Origin of the sequence: Pseudoalteromonas sp. CR1 (assembly GCF_019392235.1) — a bacterium.
In the GTDB taxonomy this organism is placed as follows: Bacteria; Pseudomonadota; Gammaproteobacteria; order Enterobacterales; family Alteromonadaceae; genus Pseudoalteromonas.
Window position 1 is genome coordinate 1 of sequence record NZ_JAHXRM010000560.1, and the last position, 242, is coordinate 242.

At 66.5% G+C, this 242-nt stretch carries 1 protein-coding gene; it reads right to left on the reverse strand.

Going from position 1 to position 242, the window contains the following annotated elements; translation table 11 throughout:
* Positions 1-242, reverse strand: a 242-nt coding sequence (locus tag KZZ04_RS20550) for an ATPase domain-containing protein (protein WP_219424084.1), incomplete at both ends; no start/stop codon positions are given.

A 242-nucleotide genomic window follows, 5' to 3' on the forward strand; every position in this document is an offset into this window, starting at 1 on the left:
GTGACATACAGCGCCGGCAAGCGACTGGCGATGCTGCACAGGGTTTGCAACAGGATGGTCGATTTACCGATGCCAGGGTCGCCCCCGATCAGCACCACCGAACCGTCCACCAGGCCACCGCCGAGCACGCGGTCCAGCTCACCGGACGCCGTGGAGAAACGCGGGATCTCTTCGACGCTGACTTCGGCCAAGGTCTTGATCTGCGCCTGCTGCCCGGTCCAGCCGGCTCGGCCAGTGGGGGC